At 69.2% G+C, this 17,318-nt stretch carries 14 protein-coding genes; 10 read left to right on the top strand and 4 right to left on the bottom strand.

Features of this window, described 5'->3' with window-relative positions; genetic code table 11:
- Positions 1–61 precede the first annotated feature (61 nt).
- Positions 62–1,081 (bottom strand): hypothetical protein, encoded by a 1,020-nt coding sequence (locus ACIBCK_RS04465; protein ID WP_399386619.1) that lies wholly within the window; start codon positions 1,079–1,081, stop codon positions 62–64.
- Positions 1,082–1,189: 108 nt separating this feature from the next.
- Positions 1,190–2,131, bottom strand: a complete 942-nt coding sequence (locus ACIBCK_RS04460; protein ID WP_399386617.1) for a hypothetical protein — start codon at positions 2,129–2,131, stop codon at positions 1,190–1,192.
- 137 nt (positions 2,132–2,268) lie between these two features.
- Here ACIBCK_RS04460 and ACIBCK_RS04455 point away from each other — a divergent pair, with 137 nt between their 5' ends.
- The gene (locus tag ACIBCK_RS04455) at positions 2,269–4,893 is read left to right on the top strand and encodes a valine--tRNA ligase (RefSeq protein ID WP_399386615.1); all 2,625 of its coding nucleotides are present in this window, start codon (positions 2,269–2,271) and stop codon (positions 4,891–4,893) included.
- Between the two features lie 15 nt (positions 4,894–4,908).
- Here ACIBCK_RS04455 and ACIBCK_RS04450 read toward each other — a convergent pair whose 3' ends face one another.
- Positions 4,909–5,574 carry a hypothetical protein gene (locus tag ACIBCK_RS04450; protein WP_399386613.1) on the bottom strand — a complete coding sequence of 222 codons (666 nt, stop codon included), beginning with the start codon at positions 5,572–5,574 and terminating at the stop codon, positions 4,909–4,911.
- Between the two features lie 109 nt (positions 5,575–5,683).
- Between ACIBCK_RS04450 and ACIBCK_RS04445 the strand changes: the two genes are divergently transcribed.
- A complete protein-coding gene (locus ACIBCK_RS04445) occupies positions 5,684–6,856 on the top strand; it encodes a sensor histidine kinase (protein ID WP_399386611.1) in 1,173 nt (390 codons plus the stop codon).
- Positions 6,857–7,123: 267 nt separating this feature from the next.
- Here the strand turns inward: ACIBCK_RS04445 and ACIBCK_RS04440 are convergent, their stop codons facing one another.
- The gene (locus ACIBCK_RS04440; RefSeq protein WP_399386609.1) at positions 7,124–8,131 is read right to left on the bottom strand and encodes a rod shape-determining protein; all 1,008 of its coding nucleotides are present in this window, start codon (positions 8,129–8,131) and stop codon (positions 7,124–7,126) included.
- A gap of 143 nt (positions 8,132–8,274) precedes the next feature.
- Here ACIBCK_RS04440 and ACIBCK_RS04435 point away from each other — a divergent pair, with 143 nt between their 5' ends.
- From ACIBCK_RS04435 to rodA, 8 genes are all read left to right on the top strand, one after another.
- Positions 8,275–9,801 (top strand): bifunctional folylpolyglutamate synthase/dihydrofolate synthase, encoded by a 1,527-nt coding sequence (locus ACIBCK_RS04435; protein ID WP_399386607.1) that lies wholly within the window; start codon positions 8,275–8,277, stop codon positions 9,799–9,801.
- A gap of 5 nt (positions 9,802–9,806) precedes the next feature.
- On the top strand, positions 9,807–10,151 hold the full coding sequence (locus tag ACIBCK_RS04430) for a DUF4233 domain-containing protein (protein ID WP_399386605.1): 345 nt from the start codon (positions 9,807–9,809) through the stop codon (positions 10,149–10,151).
- Positions 10,152–10,259: 108 nt separating this feature from the next.
- A complete protein-coding gene (ndk, locus tag ACIBCK_RS04425) occupies positions 10,260–10,673 on the top strand; it encodes a nucleoside-diphosphate kinase (RefSeq protein WP_249589932.1) in 414 nt (137 codons plus the stop codon).
- A 344-nt stretch (positions 10,674–11,017) separates the two neighbouring features.
- Complete coding sequence (locus ACIBCK_RS04420) at positions 11,018–12,037, top strand: rod shape-determining protein (protein ID WP_160505014.1); 1,020 nt, start codon at positions 11,018–11,020, stop codon at positions 12,035–12,037.
- 220 nt (positions 12,038–12,257) lie between these two features.
- Entirely contained in the window at positions 12,258–13,211 is a 954-nt protein-coding gene (gene mreC, locus ACIBCK_RS04415; RefSeq protein WP_399386604.1) for a rod shape-determining protein MreC, read from the top strand.
- A gap of 13 nt (positions 13,212–13,224) precedes the next feature.
- Positions 13,225–13,899, top strand: coding sequence for a rod shape-determining protein MreD (mreD, locus tag ACIBCK_RS04410; protein WP_399386602.1), 675 nt, complete (start codon positions 13,225–13,227; stop codon positions 13,897–13,899).
- The gene (gene mrdA, locus ACIBCK_RS04405) at positions 13,896–16,070 is read left to right on the top strand and encodes a penicillin-binding protein 2 (RefSeq protein WP_399386601.1); all 2,175 of its coding nucleotides are present in this window, start codon (positions 13,896–13,898) and stop codon (positions 16,068–16,070) included. The genes mreD and mrdA overlap by 4 nt, the downstream gene beginning before the upstream one ends.
- Entirely contained in the window at positions 16,070–17,272 is a 1,203-nt protein-coding gene (gene rodA / locus ACIBCK_RS04400) for a rod shape-determining protein RodA (RefSeq protein WP_399386599.1), read from the top strand. Before mrdA ends, rodA begins: the two co-directional genes overlap by 1 nt.
- Positions 17,273–17,318: the final 46 nt, after the last annotated feature.

Below are 17,318 nucleotides of genomic sequence, written 5' to 3'. Positions count from 1 at the left end.
CCCTTTTCCGTTCCCCTGCCGCCTACTTGACCTCGACGCGCACGTCGTCGCTCCGCGACTGTCAGAGCTTGACGCGGACTTCCTTGCGGAACTTGGCCGTCTTGTCCGCGGCCTCGTCGAGGTCGGCGCTCTTGCCGGCCATCGCGTTCGCCACATCCGTGGTGATCACGATGCCCAGCGTGCTCTTGTCGCCCCAGATGCAGGTCGCCATCGACATCTCGCTGGGGCCCGTGGTGCTGCCGGTCGAGGAAGAGCCGAAGTCGAGCTTCGCCTCCTGGCACTTGAGCACCGCGCCGTCGAGCCCCGCGGGGGAGAACGACTTGGGGCTGCCGACCAGGGTCATCTTCTCGCCGCTGCTGCCGCTGCCGCCCTCCTGGGCGTTCTTCTCCGCCTCGCCGAACATCGCGTCGACGACCTTCTCCGGGTCCGCTATGTCGCCGTAGACGCCGTTGAACTGCAGGATCTTCTGCGACAGCGGGTTGTCCTCGTCACCGGCCTCGTACTGCGCGTCGACGTCCTTGGCGTTCTGCACGCCGTGCTTCTCGGCTTCCCTGACATCACTGGAGGTCATGCCGGACCCGCTGGTGCCCTCCTCGCCCTTCTTGTACTCGGAGAGCACCATCGCCGGCGTGGTCAGCTTGTGCGGGCCGTCGTCCTTGATGCCACCCGCGCCGATGCCACCGCCCGCCACGTCCGATGAGCCGCCGCCCTTGCCCTTGTCGTCGTCACCGCCCGCGAGGACGAAGTAGCCACCCACGGCGACCGCCACGACCGCGACCACGGCGGCGATGACGATGCCGGTCTTCTTGCCGCCGCCACCCTGCGGCGGGGGCGGCGGAACCTGCCCGTAGGGGGCCTGCTGGCCGTAAGGAGGCTGCGGCTGCTGGCCGTAGGGGACCTGCGGCTGCTGCCCGTACGGGGCTTGGGGCTGCTGGCCGTACGGGCCCGGCTGCTGCGGGGGGACTCCCTGCGGGGCTTGCGGGGGGTAGCCGTAGCCGGGCTGCGGGGCCTGCGGCTGCTGGCCGTACGGGCCGGGCTGCTGGGGCTGCTGGCCGTACGGGCCTGGCTGGTTGTAGCTCATGACGTGGGTTCCCCCGTGAGTGCGCTTATGTGATGCCGACATCCTGACGGAAGCAGCCCCGGCCGAAGCGACCGGGGCTGCTGTGCGCGCAGTTGCGCCGTCAGGACATCAGGCCTTGACGCGAACTTCCTTGCGGAACTTCGTCGTGGTGTCCGCGGCGTCGTCCAGAGAGGCACTCTTTCCGGTCATGGCGCTCGCCATGTCGACCGGGATCACGACGCCGATCGTGCTGTTGTCGCCCCAGATGCAGACCGGCATGCGGATCGTCTTGGGTCCGGAACCGCCACCCTCGACCTCCGTCTCCTGGCACTTGACGACCGCACCGTCCGCGTCGAAGCTCTTCGGGCTGCCGATCAGCTTGCCGGTGGAGGTGGAGGCACCCTCCTTGTTCGACTGCGTCTTCATCTTGTCGAACATGCCGTCAACGACCTTGGACGGGTCGTCGATCTCGCCGTAGACGCCCATGAACTTGATCATCTTCTGGGCCAGCGGGTTGCTCTTGTCGCCCGACACGTAATCGGCGTCGACGGGCTTGCCGTTCTTGACGCCGTCCTTCTCGGCCCGCTCCATGTCGTCGTCATTGAAGCCGCCGTCGGAGGTGGCCTGCTTCTGGTAGTCGGAGATGACCGTCTCGGGCGTCACCAGCTTGTGCGCACCGTCGTCCGCCACCGCCGAGTTGCCCGCCGACGACGAGCTGTCGTCCTTGCCCGCCGTGAACCACCAGATGCCGCCGCCGATCGCGACGAGCGCGACGACCGCGCCGATGATGATGCCGGTCTTCTTGCCGCTGCCCCCACCCGCGGGCGGAGGCGGCGGGACCTGCCCGTAGGGGCCCTGCTGGTTGTGGTCGTACGGACCCGGCTGCTGCGGCTGGCTGTAGCCGCCCTGCTGCGGGGGGACTCCCTGCGGCGCCTGCTGGGGGTAGCCGTAGCCGGGCTGGGGTGCCTGCGGCTGCTGGCCGTAGGGGCCAGGCTGACCCGGCTGCTGCCCGTAGGGACCGGGCTGCTGGGGCTGCTGCCCGCCGTACGGGCCAGGCTGGTTGTAGCTCATCGCGTGGGTTCCCCTCCGAACGCTTATGTGTTCCCGACATCCTGTACGAAGGCAGAGCCCCCATGTGGCTCCCGGCCGCAACCGTTACTCAAGAATCCGGTTTCGGGACGGGCCTGTGACACCTCTAAACTGGCCCGGTGACCGAGAACACTCAGCAGCAGAAACCAGCGCCCACCTCCGAACTGCCGACCCAGTACGCGCCGGCCGAGGTAGAGGGGACGCTGTACGAGCGCTGGGTGGAACGCGGCTACTTCTCCGCCGACGCGGCGAGCGAGAAGCCCCCGTACACCGTCGTCATCCCGCCGCCGAACGTCACCGGCTCCCTGCACCTGGGGCACGCCTTCGAGCACACGCTCATCGACGCCCTCACGCGCCGCAAGCGCATGCAGGGCTTCGAGACGCTGTGGCAGCCGGGCATGGACCACGCGGGCATCGCCACGCAGAACGTCGTGGAGCGCGAGCTCGCCAAGGAGGGCAAGTCCCGCCACGACCTCGGGCGCGAGGAGTTCATCGAGCGCGTCTGGAAGTGGAAGGGCGAGTCCGGCGGCCAGATCTCCGGGCAGATGCGCCGCCTCGGCGACGGCGTCGACTGGGACCGTGAGCGGTTCACGATGGACGAGGGCCTCTCGCAGTCCGTCCAGACCATCTTCAAGAAGCTCTACGACGACGAGCTGATCTACCGCGCCGAGCGCATCATCAACTGGTGCCCGCGCTGCCTGACCGCGATCTCCGACATCGAGGTCGAGTACCAGGAAGACGACGGCGAGCTCGTCTCGCTGAAGTACGGCGACGGGGACGACACCCTCGTCGTCGCCACCACCCGCGCCGAGACGATGCTCGGTGACACCGCCATCGCCGTCCACCCCGACGACGAGCGGTACAAGCACCTCGTCGGCAAGCTGATCAAGCTGCCGCTGACCGACCGCTCGATCCCGGTCGTCGCGGACGAGCACGTCGACCCCGAGTTCGGCACGGGCTGCGTCAAGGTGACCCCGGCGCACGACCCGAACGACTTCGAGATCGGCCAGCGCCACGACCTGCTGAACATCGCGGTCATGGACGAGCACGCCGTCATCACGGTCCCGGGTCCGTTCCAGGGCCTCGACCGTCTTGAGGCCCGCTCGGCCATCGTCGGCGCCCTGCGCGCCGAGGGCCGCATCGTCGCCGAGAAGCGCCCGTACACGCACTCGGTCGGCCACTGCTCGCGCTGCAAGACCACCATCGAGCCGCGCCTGTCGATGCAGTGGTGGGTCAAGGTCGGCCCCCTCGCGAAGGCCGCCGGTGACGCGGTCCGCGACGGCAAGGTCAAGATCCACCCGCAGGAGATGGAGAAGCGCTACTTCGACTGGGTCGACAACCTCCACGACTGGTGCATCTCGCGTCAGCTGTGGTGGGGCCACCGGATCCCCGTCTGGTACGGGCCCAGCGGCGAGGTCGTCTGCGTCGGACCTGACGACGAGGCGCCCACCGGCGAGGGCTGGACGCAGGACTCCGACGTCCTCGACACGTGGTTCTCGTCCGGCCTGTGGCCGTTCTCCACGCTCGGCTGGCCCGAGGAGACCGAGAGCCTCGCGAAGTTCTACCCGAACTCCGTTCTGGTCACCGGCTACGACATCCTGTTCTTCTGGGTCGCCCGGATGATGATGTTCGGCCTGTACGCGATGGACGGCACCCCGCCGTTCCACACGATCGTGCTGCACGGCATGGTCCGTGACCAGTTCGGCAAGAAGATGTCGAAGTCCTTCGGCAACGCGGTCGACCCGCTGGACTGGATGGACAAGTACGGCTCGGACGCCGTCCGCTTCACGCTGGCCCGCGGCGCCAACCCCGGCGTCGACGTGCCGATCGGCGAGGACTGGGTCCAGGGCTCGCGGAATTTCGCCAACAAGATCTGGAACGCCACGCGCTTCGCGCTGATGAACGGCGCCACGATCGAGGGTGAACTCCCGCCCGCCGAGCAGCTGTCGGCGACGGACCGCTGGATCCTGTCCCGGCTGAACGCGACGGTCGCCGAGGTCGACGCGCTCTACGACGACTACCAATTCGCCAAGCTGTCGGACGCGCTCTTCCACTTCGCGTGGGACGAGGTCTTCGACTGGTACGTCGAGCTGTCCAAGACGACGTTCATGGGCGGCGGCGAGGCGGCCAAGGTCTCGGGCCGGGTCCTGGGCGAGGTCCTCGACGTCACCCTGCGCCTCCTGCACCCGATCGTCCCGTTCGTCACGGAGACGCTCTGGACGACCCTCACCGGCCGCGAGTCCCTCGTGATCGCCGAGTGGCCGTTCGACAGCGGCTTCCGTGACGCCGCTGCCGAGCAGGAGATCGAGACGCTCCAGCAGGTCATCACCGAGGTCCGCCGTTTCCGCGCCGACCAGGGTCTCCAGCCGGGCCAGAAGGTCCCGGCCCGCCTGACCCTGGACGGCACGGCGCTCGCCCCGCACGAGGCGGCCATCCGTCAGCTCCTGCGCCTCCTGCCGGAGGGCGACGGCTTCGCGGCCACCGCGACGCTGCCGGTCTCGGGCGCCACGGTCGCGCTCGACCTGTCGGGCACGATCGACATCGCGGCGGAGCGCAAGCGCCTCGCCAAGGACCTCGCCGCGGCCGAGAAGGAGAAGGCGCAGGCCACGGCGAAGCTCGGCAACGAAGCGTTCCTCGCGAAGGCGCCGGACAACGTGGTCGACAAGATCCGTGGCCGCCTCACCAAGGCGGACGCCGACATCAGCCGGCTGCAGGCCCAGCTGGACGGTCTGCCGCAGGCCTAGTCAGGCGGTGCCTGATCAGGCGGTGGTGACAGGGCCCATGGAACCGGACGGTTCCATGGGCCCTGTCCCGTGTTCGTGGCCCGTCTCCTGGACGGGGATGTACACCTGCTCGGGGATGTGCAGGCCGAGGCGTACGAGCTCTGCCTCGGCGAGCGCGTCGATGATGACGGGGTCGCCGCCGCGCCAGCCCTCCGCGAGGCTGCCCGCGGTGGCGTCGGGGAGTTCGTAGGCGGTCCGCGCTACCTCGTCCAGGGGGCGCAGCAGGGCGCGCAGGGCGAGCAGTTCGCGGCCGTCGTCGCTGGCGGCGAGCTCGTGGGCGGCGGCGGCCTGCCGGATCCAGCGCAGGCGGCGGGGGAGCCAGCTGCTGAGCACGAGACCGACGGGTACGAGGAAGACGACGACGGCGCCCACGATCACCGCGGCGCGCACGGTCACCGGGTCCCCGGCTCCGGCGACGTCCGCGGCGGCCCGCAGCGCGGAGTCGACGCGATCACCGACCAGGGGCAGGCGTGAGGGGTCACCGATGGGCGGGGGCGGCGCCTCCGGGGCGGGGCGGGTGAGCAGACAGGCCAGCCGGTAGGCGACGACGGCGGCGGCGCTCCACAGCGCGGTCCAGAGCAGGACCGCGCCGTCGCCGAGCAGCTGGCGGGTCCGTCGGCCGGGGTTCTGGGCATACCACATGGTCTGATTTGACCCCCGGGAGACGGTCTTTCCGGAGCAGCCACGCCGACGTGTCACACTTCACGAAATAAAGGTCATAAGTCCGATGATTCGGGCAGAAAGACCTTGGATGATGGACGGCATGCTCGACCTGCCCGCCGCCCAGGCGATTCGCCAGGCGACGGCCGCGGGCCGTCGCCTCGCCGGGGGCTGGGCGCGTGCGCCCCGGGTGCAGGACGCGCTCACCGCGCTGAGCTGCCTGGCCCTGATGAGCCTGGACATCCCCGGCCTCGCCGAGGCGGACAACTCCCTCAACGGCCCGCTCGCCGCCCTGGTCCTCACCTGCGGCGCCGCGTCCCTGCTGGTGCGCCGCGGGGCGCCCTGGGTGACGTACGCGGTGGCGCTCGTGTTCATCGGCTGGCTGCACGAGCTGACCCTCGCCCAGTTCGCGCTGTACTCCCTCGGCAGATACCGCGGCCGTCTCGCCGGTACGTTCGGCGTGCTCGGTTACGTGGCCTTCGCGTACGTGATGTTCACTCTGCCCGGCTGGCCGGTGCACCGCGGGGACAGCCTGAGCTCCTTCCTCAGCCTGGTCGTGCCGATCGGTGTGCTCGCCGCGGGGGTCGGCGTGGCGGCCAACCGGCAGGACCTGGTGCGTGCGCTGCAGGCTCAGCGGGCCGAGACGGACGCGTTGCACGCGGTCCAGCAGGAGCGGTCCCGTATCGCGCGGGATGTGCACGACTTCGTCGGCCGTGAGCTGACGCTCCTGAGCGTGCGCTCGCAGGTGCTTGCCCGCCGTGCGGCGGGCGGGGCCTTCGCGGACGGCTTCGACGAGCTGTCCGAGGCGGCGCGGTCGGCGCATCGCATGCTGAACGAGATCATCGTGCGGCGGGGTGTGGACGGGGCGCCGACGCCCGGTCTTGACGCGCTTCCCGAGCTTGCCGAGCGCAGTGAGCTGGCGGGTACGCCGGTCGACCTCCTGATCGACGGGTCGGCCTACCGCCTCTCGCCGATCCGGCAGGCCGCCGTGCACCGGGTGGTGCAGGAGTGTCTGACGAACGCGGCGAAGCATGCGCCGGGGGAGCGGGTGGATGTACGGGTGCAGGTGTCCGATGGCCACCTGCACGTGCACGTCCGCAACGCCTTGCCCGCGGCCGGGCCCGCCGCGCCCCCCGTCTCCGCCGGAACCGGCACGGCGGGGATGGCCGAGCGGGTCCACACGGTGGGCGGCAGCCTCTCCGCGGGCCCCTGCGGGGGGCTCTACGCGGTCCTGGCAACGCTCCCCGCGGGTGACTTGGCCTGAGGCCCGGTTCTTGCCCGCAGCGTTCCCCGCACGAACAAGCTTTCCCGCCCACCCACCCGATTGCCCCGCAGCGACCATCGACTGCCCGCAGTCGGCAGCGCGCGCGAGGGGACGTGCCGGTATGTCTGCCCGGAGCACGGTTCGCGGCGCTCCGGTGCCGAAGCAGCCCAACGGCCACCGGACGATAGCGAGGACGGACATACCGGCGCGGCCCCGCACCCCAAGACGGAGCAGCACCGCACACGCCCCGCCCCGCCGGCCGCAGGCCTACGCCGCCGACATCACCCGCTCCAACCCGTCAAAGTCCTCCACGCACTTGCCGCACCCCATCGCCACACTGTCCAGCGGATCCTCCGCCACGAACACCGGGATCCCGGTGGCCGAAGCCATGCGTAGGTCGAGGCCCGGGAGTAGCGCGCCGCCGCCCGTCAGGACGATGCCGTGTTCCATGACGTCGCCGGACAGCTCCGGCGGGCACTCCTCCAGAGTCGTGCGTACCGCGGAGATCACCGCTTCCACCGGCTCCTCCAGCGCCGCCCGCACCTCACGTACCGTCAGCTCCACCGTCTTCGGCAGGCCCCGCACCTTCTCCCGCCCCCGCACCGTGAACGTACGGAACTCCAGCGCGTCGTCCCCCGGCACCGGCCACGCCGAGCCGATCGCGATCTTGATGTGCTCGGCGGTCCGCTCGCCGATCAGCAGCCCGTGTTCCTTGCGCACGAAGTTCGTGATCGCCTCGTCAAGGCGGTCCCCGCCCACCCGCAGCGACTGCGCCGTGACGATGCCGCCGAGGGAGATCACCGCGACCTCCGTCGTGCCGCCGCCGATGTCGACCACCATCGAACCCCGCGGCTCCGCCACCGGAAGCCCCGCCCCGATCGCCGCGGCCATCGGCTCCTCGACCAGGTGCACGGCACGGGCCCCCGCCCGCTGCGCCGCGTGCACGATGGCCCGGCGCTCGACCGGCGTGACACCGCTCGGCACGCACAGCACCATCCGCGTACGGGGACGGCGCCCCGGCACGGCCTTGCGCACGAAGTGCCGGATCATCTCCTCGGCGGCTTCGTAGTCGCTGATCACACCGTCACGCAGGGGGCGGATCGCGGTGATGGAGCCCGGAGTCCGGCCGATCGTCTCCTTGGCCTCCGTACCGACGGCGAGGGCGGTCGGCGCGCCCTCCTTGACGGCGACCACGGACGGCTCGTTGAGCACGATCCCCTGGCCGCGGACGTAGAGAAGGGTGTTCGCTGTGCCGAGGTCGATACCTATGTCCATGATCGCCAAGTTTGCCCGGCGGCCGACCGGATCGGCGGGACCAAGGTCCTGAATCGGGCAGGACCAAAGTCCCGAGAGCGCCCGAGCGGCGCCCGAGCAGGTCCCGGCGGCGGCTGTCATACCCCCTCCGTAGACTGGCCTGCGTGAGTGACCTCCCCCCGCCCGACAGCGCGCACCCCGACCACGACGACCACGACGACCGTTTCGAAGAGATCGTCGAAGCCGAGACCGACCGCGACCCCGACCTCGCCGTGATCGAGGCGGGCAGCCGCACCCTGCGCACCCAGGCGGGCCCGCCCCAGGGCGACATCCCCTCCCGCCCCACCGACCCTGAGATCGACAAGGCGCTGCGCGAGGTCGAGACCGAGCTCGCGAGCCGCTGGGGAGAGACGAAGCTGGAGCCCTCCGTCAGCCGGATCGCCGCGCTGATGGATGTCCTGGGCGAACCCCAGCGGGCGTACCCCTCGATCCACATCACCGGCACGAACGGCAAGACGTCCACGGCCCGCATGATCGAGGCCCTGTTCAGCGCCTTCGAGCTGCGCACCGGGCGGTACACCTCTCCGCACGTCCAGTCGATCACCGAGCGGATCAGCCTGGACGGCGCCCCCATCGAGGCCGAGCGCTTCGTGGAGACGTACAACGACATCAAGCCGTACGTCGAGATGGTCGACGCCCAACAGGAGTACAGGCTCTCCTTCTTCGAGGTCCTCACCGGCATGGCGTACGCGTCCTTCGCGGACGCCCCCGTGGACGTCGCCGTCGTCGAGGTCGGCATGGGCGGCAGCTGGGACGCGACGAACGTGATCGACGGCTCGGTCGCGGTCGTCACGCCCATCGACCTGGACCACACCGACCGCCTGGGCAACACGCCGGGCGAGATCGCCGCCGAGAAGGCCGGGATCATCAAGCCGGACGCCACGGTGATCCTCGCCCAGCAGCCCGTGGACGCGGCGCAGGTGCTCCTGAAGAAGGCCGTGGAGGTCGACGCGACGGTGGCCCGCGAGGGCCTGGAGTTCGGCATCGTCTCCCGTACGGTCGCGGTCGGAGGCCAGCTCCTGACCCTGCGCGGGCTCGGCGGGGAATACGAGGAGATCTTCCTGCCCCTGCACGGCGCCTACCAGGCGCACAACGCCGCCGTCGCGCTCGCCGCGGTGGAGGCGTTCTTCGGCATCGGCTCGCAGCACACGCGCGTCCTGGACATCGACACCATCCGCAAGGCCTTCGCCTCGGTGTCGTCGCCGGGCCGCCTGGAGGTCGTGCGCACCTCGCCGACCGTCGTCCTGGACGCCGCGCACAATCCGGCGGGCGCGCGCGCCACCGCCGAGGCCATCAGCGAGGTCTTCGACTTCAGCCGGCTGATCGGCGTGGTCGGGGCGAGCGACGGCAAGGACATGAAGGGGCTGCTCGAAGCCTTCGAGCCGATCTTCGCCGAGGTCGTCATCACGCAGAACTCCAGCCACCGCGCGATGGACGCGGACACGCTGGCCGGCCTCGCCGTCGAGGTCTTCGGCGACGACCGCGTCCAGGTCGAGCCGCGCCTGCCGGACGCGCTCGAAGCAGCGATCACCCTCGCCGAGGAAGAGGGCGAGTACGCGGGCGGCGGCGTGCTCGTCACCGGCTCCGTCATCACCGTCGGCGAGGCCCGACTGCTCCTGGGGAGGGGCTGACTCCTGTGCGTACGCTCTGCGCTTCGACGTTGATCGGCGAGTTCTTCGTCGTCGGTTTCGCCGGTCTTGTCGCCATGAAGGACCCGGATCTGACGATGAGCACGGTCTGGACGGTCTGCGGCATCACGATGCTGCTCTGCGTCCTGCTGTGCGGAATGATCACCAGGCCCGGTGGGGTGCAGCTCGGCTGGGCGCTGCAGATCGCGCTCATCGCGAGCGGCTTCGTCGTGCCGATCATGTTCTTCATGGGGGCGGTGTTCGCCGCGCTGTGGTGGGCCTCGATCCACTTCGGCCAGAAGATCGACGAGGCGAAGGCTAGGTTCGCCGCGCAGGCCGAGGCCGAGGCCTAGACCCCGCGCGGCGGATCATGGCCGGGGCCGGAGGTAACGCGGTGTAGTGGGTGCCGGTATTCTGCCGGGCAACCCACATGCTCGTAGAAAAAATGCTTGGAGCCGCACATGACCCAGCGCACTCTCGTCCTGCTCAAGCCCGACACCGTCCGTCGTGGCCTGATCGGCGAGATCATCGGCCGTATCGAGCGCAAGGCGGGCTGGACGATCTCCGCGCTCGAACTGCGCTCGCTCGACCAGGAGACGCTGGAGCAGCACTACGGCGAGCACAAGGGCAAGCCCTTCTACGAGCCGCTGGTCGCCTTCATGTCCTCGGGTCCGGTCGTCGCGCTCGTCGTCGAGGGTGAGCGTGTCATCGAGGGCGTGCGCGCCCTGGCGGGTCCGACCGACCCGATCGCCGCCGCGCCCGGCTCCATCCGTGGCGACTTCGGCAGCATCGTCCGGGAGAACCTCATCCACGCTTCGGACTCCGAGGAGTCCGCCGAGCGCGAGCTGAAGATCTTCTTCCCGGGTGTCGTCTGACGCCGGGCGCGTCTCGCCTGACGGACACCTGAGGGACACAGGTAAAGAGTTCCGTAAAGACTTCTGACGCCCAGTCAGCAGGGCACGGCCCTGACCAGGGGTGGCCGAGAAAACCGGCCGCCCCTTGGCATATGCGCCCCAATTGGGGGAACCCGTGCCTCCGATGGCACGTCTCCAAGAGCGAGGCGGCGCATCATCTGCTGACAATGGCGAAGACCCTAGCGCCGTGTTCGTGCAGGCGAGACTACGATGGAAGCCTCCACGCCACACAGCACCCACCTCGCCTACCTAAAAAGCCATCAGAAGCTCCAGGGAAGGCCAGACGCATCCTCATGGGGAACAACATGTCGTTCATCGGCCGTGACATGGCTGTCGACCTCGGGACCGCCAACACGCTGGTGTACGTCAGGGGTCGCGGGATCGTTCTCAACGAACCGTCCGTCGTCGCGATCAACACCAACACCGGTGGCATCCTCGCTGTCGGCGCCGAAGCCAAGAAGATGATCGGTCGCACGCCGGGCAACATCGTTGCCGTGCGACCGCTGAAGGACGGCGTCATCGCCGACTTCGAGATCACCGAGCGGATGCTCCGCTACTTCATCCTGAAGATCCACAAGCGGCGCTACCTCGCCCGCCCGCGGGTCGTCGTCTGTGTGCCATCCGGCATCACCGGAGTCGAGCGCCGCGCCGTCATCGAGGCCTCCTCGCAGGCCGGCGCCCGCCAGGTGCACATCATCGAGGAGCCCATGGCCGCGGCCATCGGTTCCGGCCTGCCGGTCCACGAGGCCACGGGCAACATGGTGGTCGACATCGGCGGCGGCACCACCGAGGTCGCCGTGATCTCGCTCGGCGGAATCGTCACGGCACAGTCGATCCGCGTCGCGGGCGACGAGCTGGACAACGCGATCATCCAGCACATCAAGAAGGAGTACTCCCTCCTTCTCGGTGAGCGCACGGCCGAGCAGATCAAGATCACCATCGGTTCGGCGTACGACATGGACGCCGACGAGCACACCGAGATCCGCGGCCGTGACCTGGTCTCCGGGCTGCCCAAGACCGTCGTCATCTCCGCCGCCGAGGTCCGCAAGGCCATCGAGGAGCCGGTGAACGCGATCGTCGACGCGGTCAAGACGACCCTCGACAAGTGCCCGCCGGAACTCTCCGGTGACGTGATGGACCGCGGCATCGTTCTCACCGGAGGCGGCGCCCTGCTGCGCGGCCTCGACGAGCGTCTCCGCCGCGAGACGGGCATGCCGATCCACATCGCCGAGGACCCGCTGGACAGCGTGGCGCTCGGTTCCGGCAAGTGCGTCGAGGAGTTCGAGGCGCTCCAGCAAGTGCTCGACGCATCGCCGCGCCGTTGAGGGTGGCGCGAACCCGCTGAAAGGGTGTCCGCCGTACGAGTGCCTGTCACCTCGTGCGGCGGATCGTTGATATAGAGGCAAGGCAAAACAAGGGCAAGGCATAACAATTCCGCGGCGTCCGCAGACGCCGCGGAATCGGATTGTTTAGATTTGCTCCTACATACGCACAGTTGCTCAGAATTCCAAGGATTTCCAACTGAGGAAGGCACGGCCGCCGCACGTGAGGGACACACGAGAGAGCCGGCTGCTCCTGGTGCTGCTGATCGCCATCGCGTTCGCTTTGATCACGGTGGACATCCGTGGTGGCGAGGACTCGCCGGTCGACGGTGCCCGCCAGGCCGCCGCCACGGTCTTCGGCCCGGTCGAGAACGGCGTGTCGTCCGCCGTCGACCCGATCGGCAACGCGATCGGCGCGGTACGGGACTCCGGTGACCGGCATGACCGGATCGCGGAACTCACGCGGCAGAACGCCGCGTTGAAGGCGAAGCTCGGCAGCGACGACCGCAACCGCAGTCGCGTCAGACAGCTGGACAGCATGCTCAAGAGCGCCGGCGCAGGGCAGTACGGCATCAAGGGCGCCGAAGTCATCGGCATAGGAGCGGCCCAGGGCTTCTCCTGGACCGTCACCATCGACGCCGGTGCCAACGACGGACTCAAGCGGGACATGACCGTCCTGAACGGCGACGGCCTGGTCGGCCGCGTCACCACGGTCGGCCCGAGCACCGCCACCGTCCTGCTCGCCAACGACCCCGACTTCACCGTCGGCACCCGCATGGAGAAGACCGACGAGCTCGGCTTCGCCACCGGACAGGGCGACCGCCCGCTGTCGGTGCAGATGCTCAACGGCAAGGCCGAGATCAAGAAGGGCGACCGCCTGGTCACCTTCGGCTCGCAGAAGGACAAGCCGTTCGTGCCGGGCGTACCCGTCGGTGAGGTCGTCCGCGTCGACCCGTCGGGCGGTGACCTGACGCGCAACATCTTCATCAAGCCGTACGTCGGCTTCACCAAGCTGGACATCGTCGGAGTCGTCGTCGAAGCGCCCCGCGAGGACCCGCGCGACACGGTCCTGCCGAACAAGCCCGCCAAGCCGAAGCCGACCCCGACGGTGACCGTCACGGCCACCCCGTCAGGACAGCCCCCGGTCGACGGCGCCGACAACGGCAACGAGCAGTAGGAGCCCCGGACCCATGCGCTTCAACCGAATCCTGCTCTCCACCACCCTGATCGTCGTCGCCCTGGTCATCCAGGTCAGCGTCCTCGCCCGGCTGCAACTGCCGGGCGCGGTCCCCGACCTGGTGCTGCTCACGGTGCTCGGCCTCGCCCTGGTCTACGGCCATGTGGGCGGCGCCCTCATCGGCTTCGGCGCCGGACTCCTCGCGGATCTGGCACCGCCGGCCGACCACGCGGCCGGGCGCTACGCCCTGGTCCTGTGCGTCGTCGGCTACCTCGCGGGCCTGGCCAAGCCGGAGACCGGGCGGCTCAGGTCGGCCACCGCGCCGCTCGTCGTGGTCGTGGGCGCGGCCATCGGATCGACCCTGCTCTACGCGGGCGTGGGCGCCCTCGTCGGCGACACCGCGGCCCGCCACGTGGGCATGGTCAAGCTCCTCTTCACGGCTGCCCTGTACGACCTGCTGCTCGCGCCGTTCACGGTGCCGCTGATCATCGCGCTCGCCCGCAGAGCCGAGAACGACCCACTGGGGGAGACCTCACCCGCCAACAAGGCCGCCACGGACGTCGCGTCCGGCTGGCTCTCGTCCGGCACCGGCCTGCGCATCGGCAACCAGCGCGGCGGCCTGCGGATGAAGGCGGCCAAGGCCCGCGTCGCGCGCGCCGGACGCATCAAGGGGGTCAAGCGCCTGTGACCAACATTCCCGAGACCGGCCGGACCCCGCGGGTCCAGATCCGTCTCATCGTCATCCAGATCCTCGTGCTCTCCCTCCTCCTGACCCTCGGCGGCCGCCTCTGGTACCTCCAGATCCGCAACGGCGAGGAGTACGCCGAGGAGGCCTCCGGCAACCACGTCCAGCAGGTCGTCGACCCCGCCGTACGCGGCTCGATCCTCGACGCCCGCGGCGTGCCGATCGCCGACAACGAGACCCGCCTTGTCGTCTCCGCGTCCCGCACGGACCTGATGAAGATGAAGGACGACGGCAAGGCGGCCCTCGCCAAGCTCGCCGACGTCCTCGGCATGACGCCCAAGGAAGTCTCCGACAAGGTCCGCCTCTGCGACTCCAAGACCCCGCAGCCCTGCTGGAACGGCTCGCCCTACCAGCCGATCCCGATCACGGACGAGGCATCGCCCAAGCAGGCACTGCAGATCCGTGAACGCGCCGAGGACTTCCCCGGCATCACCGCCGAGCCCACCGCCGTCCGGCGTTACGCCGCGCCCGGCAAGTCCAACACCGCCCAGGTGCTCGGCTATCTCTCGCCCGTCACCGACGAGGAGATCAAGAAGGCCGAGCACACCAACTCGCCGTTCCTGCGCTCCGACCAGGTCGGCCGCTCCGGCCTGGAGCGGACCTACGACGCGCAGCTGCGCGGCAAGGCCGGCGTCACCCGCTACGAGGTCGACAACCTCGGCCGCGTCATCGGCAAGGCCAAGGACGACCCGGCCCAGCCCGGTGCCAACGTCGTCACCAGTATCGACGCGCGCGTACAGGCCCTGTCCGAGTACTGGCTGAACGACGCGATGAAGAAGGCCCGCCAGGAGTTCGACAAGAACACCAACGAGAATTACAAGGCCGACGCGGGCGCCGTCGTCGTCATGGAGAACAAGACCGGCCGCATCGTCTCGATGGCGTCCAACCCGACCTACGACCCGAACGCCTGGGTCGGCGGCATCTCCGGCAAGGACTACACGCAGCTCACCGGCAAGAAGTCCAACTACCCGCTCCTGAACCGCGCCATCCAGGGTCAGGCGGCTCCTGGCTCCATCTTCAAGGTCATCCCGACCACGGCGGCGGTCAACGCGGGCTACGACTTCAACGGCAGCTACCCCTGCCCCAGCTCGTACTCCATCGGTGGCCAGGTCTTCAAGAACTTCGAGTCCCAGGGCCACGGCAGCATCACCCTCGGCCAGGCCCTTGAGGTCTCCTGCGACACCGTCTTCTACAAGCTCTCGCACGACCAGTGGGCCAAGGACGGCGGCAACAAGCCGAAGAAGGACGCCAAGGACTGGTTCTACAAGACCGCCCACCAGTTCGGTCTCGGCAAGGAGACCGGCATCGACCTGCCGAACGAGGTCACCGGACGCGTCCCGGACCGCCAGTGGAAGAAGGACTACTGGAAGGCCAACAAGGACGGCTGGTGCAAGCAGGGCAAGAAGGGCGGGGACTACGTCGAGAAGATCGCGTACGAGAACTGCCTCGAAGGCATGAAGATGCGCGCCGGTGACTCCGTCAACTACTCCATCGGACAGGGCGACACCCTCGTCACGCCGATACAGATGGCCTCGATCTACTCCGCCATCGCCAACGGCGGCACCCTGTACAACCCCACCGTCGGCAAGGCGATCGTCAGCGCCGACGGCAAGCAGGTCCAGGAGATCAAGCCGAAGTCGCACGGCAAGCTGCCCATGAGCGAGAAGACGCGCGCCGACATAGACGGTGCGCTCGCCGACGTGGCGACCAAGGGAACGGCCGCCTGGCGGTTCCAGGGCTGGCCGCAGGACAAGATCCCGATGCACGCCAAGACGGGTACGGCGGAGGTCCACGGCAAGCAGACCACCTCGTGGTTCGCGACGTACACCAAGGACTACTCGATCGTGATGACGATCTCCCAGGGCGGTACGGGTTCCGGTGCTTCGGGCCCCGCCGTCCGAAAGATCTACGACGGCCTCTACGGCCTCGACGACGAGGGCAAGCAGGACCCCAAGAAGGCCCTGCTCCCCGAGCCGCAGAAGGATCTGCCGAAGATCGAGACCGACGGTTCGATCAAGTCCCCGAAGATCAAGCCGTACAAGCCGGAGGCCCCCAAGCCGTCCGAGGCGCCGCAGGAACTGGCGGGCGCGCCCGCGAACGGGAGGCGCGACTAGTGGCCGGCAACAATGGCTTCTCCGTCTCCGGCTACGGGCCCGAGCGCTCCTCGCTCTCGTCCCGCCTGTTCGCCCGTGACTCGCTGGTGCGCAGGATGGACTGGCCGATACTGCTCTCGGCGATCGCGCTCTCCGCGATCGGCTCCGCGCTCGTCTACTCCGCGACGCGCAACCGCACCGACCTGGTCGGCGACGATCCGTACTCCTTCCTGTTCAAGCACCTCCTGAACACCGGCATCGGCATCGCCCTTATGGCGGGCACGGTGTGGCTCGGCCACCGGACGCTGCGGACGGCCGTGCCGATCCTCTACGGCATCTCCGTCCTGCTCGTCCTGCTCGTCCTCACCCCACTCGGTGCGACGATCAACGGCGCGCACGCCTGGATCGTCCTCGGCGGCGGCTTCTCGCTGCAGCCCTCCGAGTTCGTGAAGATCACGATCATCCTGGGCATGGCGATGCTGCTCGCGGCCCGGGTGGACGCGGGCGACCGGGACCACCCCGACCACCGCACGGTCGTGCAGGCCCTCGGTCTGGCCGCCGTACCGATACTGATCGTGCTGCTCATGCCCGACCTCGGGTCGGTCATGGTGATGGCGATGATCGTGCTCGGCGTGCTCCTCGCGTCGGGTGCCTCCAACCGCTGGGTCTTCGGGCTCCTCGGCACGGGCGCGGCCGGTGCGATCGCCGTCTGGCAGCTCGGCGTCCTGGACGACTACCAGATCGCCCGCTTCGCGGCCTTCGCCAACCCCGCGCTCGACCCGGCGGGCGTCGGCTACAACACCAACCAGGCACGCATCGCGATCGGCTCCGGCGGCCTGTCCGGCACCGGGCTCTTCAAGGGCTCGCAGACCACGGGCCAGTTCGTGCCCGAGCAGCAGACGGACTTCGTGTTCACCGTCGCGGGCGAGGAGCTCGGCTTCGTGGGCGCGGGCCTCATCCTGGTGCTGCTCGGCATCCTGCTCTGGCGTGCCTGCCGCATCGCGCGCGAGACGACCGAGCTGTACGGCACGATCGTCGCCGCCGGGATCATCGCCTGGTTCGCCTTCCAGTCGTTCGAGAACATCGGGATGACGCTCGGCATCATGCCGGTGGCCGGCCTGCCGCTGCCCTTCGTCTCGTACGGAGGATCATCGATGTTCGCGGTCTGGGTGGCCGTCGGGCTGCTCCAGTCGATCAAGGTGCAGCGGCCGATGTCGGCCTAGCTCGGCTCCGGGGCGGCTGGGGGACTGCCCAGCGCCCCGGATCCCG

This window comes from Streptomyces sp. NPDC051218 (assembly GCF_044455475.1).
Lineage (GTDB): Bacteria > Actinomycetota > Actinomycetes > Streptomycetales > Streptomycetaceae > Streptomyces.
This window is presented reverse-complemented; position numbering and strand designations above follow the sequence as displayed.